The sequence below is a fragment of the Mesorhizobium sp. M7A.F.Ca.US.005.03.2.1 genome (genome assembly GCF_003997795.1).
Lineage (GTDB): Bacteria > Pseudomonadota > Alphaproteobacteria > Rhizobiales > Rhizobiaceae > Mesorhizobium > Mesorhizobium ciceri.
Window position 1 is genome coordinate 884 of sequence record NZ_RZRP01000526.1, and the last position, 3594, is coordinate 4477.

At 61.5% G+C, this 3594-nt stretch carries 6 protein-coding genes; 2 read left to right on the forward strand and 4 right to left on the reverse strand.

Annotated features, from left to right (window positions below):
• Positions 1-264: helix-turn-helix transcriptional regulator (locus EN991_RS41095; protein ID WP_245461071.1), on the reverse strand; the 264-nt coding region annotated here is incomplete at its 3' end.
• 228 nt (positions 265-492) lie between these two features.
• On the opposite strand from EN991_RS41095, the gene EN991_RS24710 reads away from it, so the two are divergent.
• The gene (locus tag EN991_RS24710) at positions 493-798 is read left to right on the forward strand and encodes a hypothetical protein (RefSeq protein WP_013530596.1); all 306 of its coding nucleotides are present in this window, start codon (positions 493-495) and stop codon (positions 796-798) included.
• Here EN991_RS24710 and EN991_RS24715 read toward each other — a convergent pair whose 3' ends face one another.
• The gene (locus EN991_RS24715; protein WP_245268617.1) at positions 799-1473 is read right to left on the reverse strand and encodes a Crp/Fnr family transcriptional regulator; all 675 of its coding nucleotides are present in this window, start codon (positions 1471-1473) and stop codon (positions 799-801) included.
• Between the two features lie 584 nt (positions 1474-2057).
• Here EN991_RS24715 and EN991_RS24720 point away from each other — a divergent pair.
• Positions 2058-2321 (forward strand): hypothetical protein, encoded by a 264-nt coding sequence (locus tag EN991_RS24720; protein WP_127369740.1) that lies wholly within the window; start codon positions 2058-2060, stop codon positions 2319-2321.
• Positions 2322-2604: 283 nt separating this feature from the next.
• On the opposite strand, the gene EN991_RS24730 is transcribed toward EN991_RS24720, so the two are convergent.
• A complete protein-coding gene (locus EN991_RS24730; RefSeq protein WP_013530600.1) occupies positions 2605-2724 on the reverse strand; it encodes a hypothetical protein in 120 nt (39 codons plus the stop codon).
• Between the two features lie 109 nt (positions 2725-2833).
• Positions 2834-3594: hydroxyacid dehydrogenase (locus tag EN991_RS24735; protein ID WP_164769351.1), on the reverse strand; the 761-nt coding region annotated here is incomplete at its 5' end.

The window sequence follows — 3594 nt, forward strand, 5'->3', positions numbered from 1 at the left end:
GTTTTCGTACAGTGCCTCGCGCAGCGATGCGTTGCCGTCGCCGTTGGCTGCGGGAACAGCCGGCTCGCGATACAGCTCGTTTTCGTCGATCTTGAAATAATCGCAGATCAGCCTGGCGGTGGTTTTGTTGGGCACCGCCTTGCCTTGCAGATAGCGCTCGAACTGGGTGCGATTGATGCCAAGCTCACGGCACACCGCGCTGACGGAAGCGTGGCGCTGGACCAGCCGCCTGAGATTGGCGGCGAGATTCTCGCGAATTGGCACGACATCTCCCCGACAGACGTACGGACCAGCATTCAAGCGATAGCTTATATACACTTGCATGCCGTGGCGCTGGCGCGAAGATGGACCTTTGGCCAATAGGCAACGATCCCGTAGAGCGTAGGCTGTACGATTTTGACAGTCCGGCTATGCAAGCCGCGTAAATGGGCGTATTTCGGTGGCAAGAGCGACCTCGGATCGGCCTCTCGACATCCTGTAATGGAGGGCGGTTTGGATCATACCGGCCTGGTCGAGCTTCTGGACTACACGCAGGCGCAATTGACGAAGATCCGCCAGGCGGTCGCGTCAAGCGATCACGCCGGTGCCATGTTCACCATTGATTGCCTTGTCGGAGCGGCGGCCGAGCAGACGAAGTGCAAGCTTGCAAGCCTGGAGCATGCCGGCTTGCCGATCAGCAAGGATGGGCCGATCGGCAGGGATGGGCCGATCGGCAGGGATGGGCCCATAGAAGGCGGTGCGGCACCGCCCGGCAAAGCGACATCGGGCAAGCCGGATGCCGGCAGCAGCCGCTCCTGATCAGGCCGCGCCGATCTCGCCGATCAGCCTTGCATATTCGGCCTCGGCTTCGCCGTAACTGCCATTGGCGAGTTCCAGCAGCCCGGCGCGGTCGCGAATGACGATCTCGCCCCGTCTCGAGCGAATCAACGTGCGGCCTTCGAGCAATTGAAGCGCGACGGTGACGCCTGGCCGCCTGACACCAAGCATGATGGCCAGGAATTCGTGGGTGATGGCGAGATGTTCGCCGGGCACCCGGTCGTCGCACATGAGCAGCCATCGCGCCAGCCGCTCCTCGAGCTTCAGCCGCGCGTTGACGAGCGCGGTGCAGCCGGCCTGGGTTTGTAGTGCGTTGACGAAGCGCAGCAGGAACATGCGCAAGGTCGTACTTGCCTCCAAAGCTGCCTTGAAAGCGCCGGCTTCGATGCGGATCGCTTCGCCTTCGAGTTGGACAAAACAGGCATGCGGCGCACGGTCGTCGCCCATCACCAGGGAGTATCCCGTCATGCCTTCGAAGCCGATGAAGCCCACTTCGGCCTCTTGGCCGCTTGCCGTGCTGGCGACCACCGAACCAATGCCCTGTTCGATGAAGTAGACGGCCTCGATCGGAACATTCGGGGTCACCAGCATCATGCGCAATGGCAAATCGCAGCGCTGCATGTGCGGCTCGAGCAACGCCAGATCATCCGCAGGCATGCGCCGCAGCAGTTGGTTTCGGTACGGATGGTTCCCGTCGGGATAGGGTTTTTTGTCGGGATCAGAGTTTTTGTTGGGATCAGACATGGCGTGGCCCAATGCAGGGCAAGAGCCATCCAATCTCCCAGCCGTCCGTGCCCGTAAAAACGTGAGGACGATGGCCTATGTATAGGGGCTCTGAACGCAGAAAGATATTAATGCGATATGAAATTCGAAGCACGGCGCCCCCCAACGCCTGTTCGCATATGAAAAGATCGGCCTGAATGTTAGTGTCGGAAACGTACCAAACGCCATTTGGTACAAAACCGACATATTTCATGAGAGCGCCGGATCACGCCGATAAAATCCGCTGGCCAATGAAAAGCGCCATGTCGCGCTGGGCCTGGGGACCATTCGAAGAAGGGGGAGGACCGGGGGGAGAATTGTACGATACTTACTGTGATGAGGCCGATGTTGACTCTTGCTCAGCCCGATTTCATTTTTTGACCCACAGCGTCTAAAGCGCATCGCGTTTGATCGGATTTATGCGATGCGCTTTAGGGTCTTTGTTTATGCATGTCGTTCTCCCAAAGCCGAGGTCACTTTTGGACGACATGCATCAAAAGTGGCCGCTGCTCCGAAAGGGGCTTCTTATGTCGAGCCTTCGTAAGCGCAATCCCGGTCTCCATCCTTCCGATCTGCAACTGTGCCAGCGCGTCTTCGATCGGGTCTGCCTGGAGCGCAAATTTGATCGCATGTCGGGGGAGTCGGACGTGCAGCTTCTGGCAGCCACGGTGTTTTCGCTGTTCCAGAATGGCTGCCGCAATGAAGGCGAGTTGCTTGAGAGTTTCAGTCGGACCCGCCAATGACCAAGGCCAGGATCACGTCCGCGGCACCGGCCGAAAACGAACCTTACGACGCTGCGGTCTTCGCCCGGAAATACGGCATGTCGCGGAAGGCCGCGGAGGTCGTGCTGTCCGCGAATGGACCGTCCAGAACAGCCTGTGACGCTGCCGCCCGCTCTTTTATGGAAGCGGTTGCCCGCAGAGCGAAGAGCAGCCATAAACACTGATGCTGCGCCTTGAGCGACTGCCGTCTCGCCGCCGACCCGCGGGCGCGTCCAATGCTACCTTCATCGAACACCGCGAGGCGTCAGCCTGCCGGGCCTGTCGGGCCGATCGGACCGGTCACTCCTGAAGTGGCTTGCTGCGCCGTCACGGCGGAGAGTTTCTGCCGTTTGAGCAGCATCGGCTTTTCATAGATCTTCTTCATGGTCACGGCCTCCCTCCGCAAAGTTCGATTGCGGCAGCGTCATCGCCGGCCGCGCTCCTGTCAAGCGGACCTGGTCGAGGGCCGGCCAACCCGAACGAAAATCCACGCCTCAATTCCTGTCGGCCGGCTTGGAACGCATGCGCGAAACCGTCTCGCGCTCGGCGCGTTTGGAGCGCAGCGGCGGCAGGTCGCGGTCGATCAGGTCCATGTCCTCCAGCACCATATCGCCCATGCGCTTGAAGGCGATGTCGAGCGCGCCGGCGCGGTGAGCCGAGCGCAGGAAGCCGGGCAGGGCGCGCACCGGATGGTCCCGCGCCAGCGGTTCTTCGGGAAAAACGTCGCTGGCGGCGACGATGTGGCCGCTCTTAACCGCCGCCATCAGCGCCGGGAAGTCCACCACGCCGGCGCGGCTGAGCAGGATGAAGGCAGCGCCCTTGCGCATGCCGGCAAAGGCGTCGGCACCGAGAAAACCCTGGTTCTCGCTGGTCACCGAGGCAACGACGAAGATGAAGTCGCTGGTCGACAGCACCTCGTCGAGGGAGGCCGGCTCGACGCCATTGTCGATGAGGATCGATGGCGGCAGCCACGGATCGAAGACTTTGGTGCGGGTGCGGAAACCCGACAGCAGCCGGTTGAGCGCCCGGCCGAGATCGCCGAAACCGATGATGCCGACATCGGCGCCAGACAAGAGCCGCGCCGTCTGGTTGCCGTCGCCGCCCCACAGTTCCTGTCCCTGGCGGAAGGCGAGGTCGGCATCGACGATGCCGCGGGCGAGATTGAGTGCCATCGCAAGGCCAAGCTCCGCGACCGGCTCGGCGAACACCAGGCCGGTGGTGACGACATGGATGCCGCGCGCGAACAACGTCTCGT